Source organism: Herbaspirillum chlorophenolicum, from assembly GCF_001189955.1.
Lineage (GTDB): Bacteria > Pseudomonadota > Gammaproteobacteria > Burkholderiales > Burkholderiaceae_D > Herbaspirillum > Herbaspirillum chlorophenolicum.
On the sequence record NZ_LFLT01000104.1, the window covers coordinates 1 to 3,199 of the forward strand.

Below are 3,199 nucleotides of genomic sequence, written 5' to 3' on the forward strand. Positions count from 1 at the left end.
GAGTCGTAGGTTTTATCCAGACTCCACAAAGGAAAACGGGATTGGTTAATAAGACTTCCTGATCCAATCTCGTTATCCCATCCCAGTACCATCCCCACCTGTCAAAGCTCACTCCTGATAAATCAACAGAGGAATCTTCTGGAATTCCTTTGCCATTTATCTTCTCAAGGTACCTTCCCAATTTGGGACCCGGAAAATGTTCTCCAATTGGGTTCCCATAGACTGATCCCAACCATCCACCCACCCGGGATTCAAAAAAGGATAAGTGATTGATGTTGTTTATATATCCATCAAATATTCACTTATCCCAAAGTCGGAGGTGGTTTTCGAAAACAAGAAAAATGGACGTTATGACCGTGATCGGTTGATCCAGAAAGACGGTGAACCTTGGATTGTGGTTCCAAGATTCCAGCAGGATTAATCAAATGAACAGCACAAAAAATAGCCCAGTTGAGAACTGGGCTATTGTCCATTGCGACTTCCTGCTTGTTTTGTCTCTACGCCATAAGCTTCGAGAGAAGTGGGTGATGGTTATTTCAAGTCTCGTTGACGAACCAGAACTGAGCCTCCTGCATTGGCTACCAGTGCCAGATTCCCGGCTACAGGATCACTGAAAATTCTGATGACATTAACCTCAATGTCATTGCCGACAGGGCCACAATCACTTGGAAGCGAAGCCATTGATCCGACTCGTTCCATTGCGACACCTATTTTCGTGCCTCCTGCCGAATCTCCTGAAGTTTCTCAATAGATCGCACAGTTCCCCCTCGATGAATCATTGCATGGCAATTCGGACACAAGGGGCGTAAGTCTCGAATCGGATCAACTTCATATTCCCTCCCTACTTCAGCGAGAGGAATCAAGTGATGCACGTGAATAAAACGTTTGCCTAGAGCTCCATACTCTTCTTCGAAATCAAATGAGCAGACGCTACATCTGTAGCCGTAGTGATCCAAACATTTTTCTCGCGCCTCTAAATTACGTTCGTAAGCGTTAATCAAGACCTGAAATACTGTTCCTTCAATATATTTCAGTGATGGATCAAGCTCTTCAGGAGCAGATAGATATTGATCATCGACCGCATACCAATTGACACCCACTTTTTTCAAATACTTATTCGACAGTACTCTTTCGAAGCCTTTGATAGTTGAAGGGCCGTCGCCTTCCGCATCTTGCTTTTCATCAGAGAAAATAATGCGAAACACCTTCAAAGAATATCCTTCCTCCTCTATTAAACGAATGTGTTCTCTCGACTGAGGATAGGCTGGTCGCTTACTTCCATTCCGCTTACGTTGCCATTTCTCACTGAAGATCAGAGCGCCATTTTCCTTGGTGTTAGTATCCCATGCACCAAATATGATGAATTTCTCATTGTGATTTACAAATGACCAACTCCATGTCCAGTTGGCACAGATGGCCCCGTTAGCCAGTATGAATTTTTTGCGGCTCATTTCTTTTCCTAAAAATCAGGAAACAGCTTTTCATCTTCGCACTGGAAGACATTCACTAGATGCTCTTCTAAATAGCTCGCTTGTTCCATATTGGGCGTCACGCGCAGGTGACGCGGAATACCATCAAGCAGAGTTTCCTCATCCCCGAGCTGCTCAGAAATGTGCATCTTCCCGTCTTCGTCGAAGCCAATGAGCCCTGCGTCAAATAAAGCGTCTAGATTTGCAACGAGCGGTAACCCATTGTTTGGATCGAGGCGCTCGTTATCATCAGAAATACGCCACGGTTTTGCGTGAGATGCACGAAGCACCTCACTTACTGCACAACCGGTCACTGCACACTTCCCCCCCCACAACGCTAGCAGCTCCTTCCGATACTTCCCCTGACCCAATCTCGCCATCACGAGAGTCGCTCTAACAGTCGGGTTATCTTGATGCACCCGTTCAATTTCCTCGATATCTGACTCAATGAATGCGCTCTGACCTATTTCCGAAACCTGCGTGGCGACAGTTCCTTTCGGAACGATAAGAAAACCGAGGGACTTAAATAGTCTGTGCCACTTTCCGTCTTTGACCCCAGCAAAATCCCATGGCATCAATTCACCAAGGCCAGCGAGCTTACTTGAAATTGCCGCTATAGCCTTTGGTGGATAAGGCCTACCATCAACCAGCACATCATATGTTGTGCTGTCACGAAATCCGTTGTAGCCAGGATTTTCCTCCCAAAACAACGCTGCTTGCTCTATATGCTCTCGACGTATTTCCTTTTCTTTGCGAATTGCCATCACCCCCCCCTCTCTCTAATTGTGTGCAGTGAAGGATGTGTTTAACAGATCCCGTTTCAGATAACGAGCACGAAAACTGGCATCAGCAGTCCTCTGAGCTGCGAACAAACAAAGGTTACAACTATCTTATCTTGGCGTGACCTCAAGAGCTTGAGCCCTCAAGAATATTTACCATTGCTCGATTAGTCCTGAAATTCCTGATTCAGAATTTCTTTTGCTGTTATTTGAGCAAAGTATAGACTCGCAGCAGCCCATAAACATCCTATTACTCCCGAAGCAAAAAGGATCAAGCCTAGACCACTTGCGATCCCAATTTTTGTTATCTCAGGAAGGGCTGCCATAACAAAAAAAATCACAACGTATATGTATGCAGTAAATACGTGGATCTTGAGTCTCCAGTAGTCAGGCCAATTCATCAGCTTCTTATCACTGCCGAGAAAATCTTTTCCTTCTTTCAGTACCCAAACAATTACAGCACCAGGCAAAAGAATAAAATACTTCCCGATTTCACTACTTATGTTGAGCATTCCAACAAGAACGTCTACATTTTTTTCGAAGAACGATACCGTAACTAAGGCTACAGTAGCAATGAGAAATTCAACGCTGACAAAGAAAACTCGAAAGGCATAATATATTTTCATTAATGCCTCATATCCCTCTCTTCGCTAACGCTTGAGAATTGAATGGTTGTAATTTTTACCAAATCTGATGGTATGGGGTCTTTTGTAAACAAAAAACTGCGTTGAGAATCTGACGTTCTAATTACTACTTCAGTAGTACCTTCAAAGCCAACAATTTTTCCTGCGCCATAGCCGTCTGCGGCCATTAAGACAGCTGCATCCGCAATATCTGCCGGATGATCAGGTTCATACTGATTATTTTCGATCAGTTTTTCTACCAAGCTACCGATAGCTGTCTTCAGGCCTTCTGGCTTAGAGCTGCTTTCCTTTATCAATACATCTGAGG

The 3,199-nt window shown here is 44.3% G+C and carries 4 protein-coding genes; all 4 read right to left on the reverse strand.

The window, feature by feature from the left end; translation table 11 throughout:
- Window positions 1-707: 707 nt before the first annotated feature.
- Entirely contained in the window at window positions 708-1,451 is a 744-nt protein-coding gene (locus tag AKL28_RS24185; RefSeq protein ID WP_082221648.1) for an HNH endonuclease, read from the reverse strand.
- Between the two features lie 8 nt (window positions 1,452-1,459).
- Window positions 1,460-2,233, reverse strand: a complete 774-nt coding sequence (locus AKL28_RS23160; RefSeq protein WP_082221649.1) for an HNH endonuclease — start codon at window positions 2,231-2,233, stop codon at window positions 1,460-1,462.
- Between the two features lie 182 nt (window positions 2,234-2,415).
- Window positions 2,416-2,874 carry a hypothetical protein gene (locus AKL28_RS23165; protein WP_050470649.1) on the reverse strand — a complete coding sequence of 153 codons (459 nt, stop codon included), beginning with the start codon at window positions 2,872-2,874 and terminating at the stop codon, window positions 2,416-2,418.
- Window positions 2,874-3,199 (reverse strand): hypothetical protein (locus AKL28_RS24905; protein ID WP_197091086.1); only part of this gene is annotated, 326 nt, incomplete at its 5' end. The genes AKL28_RS23165 and AKL28_RS24905, both read right to left, overlap by 1 nt.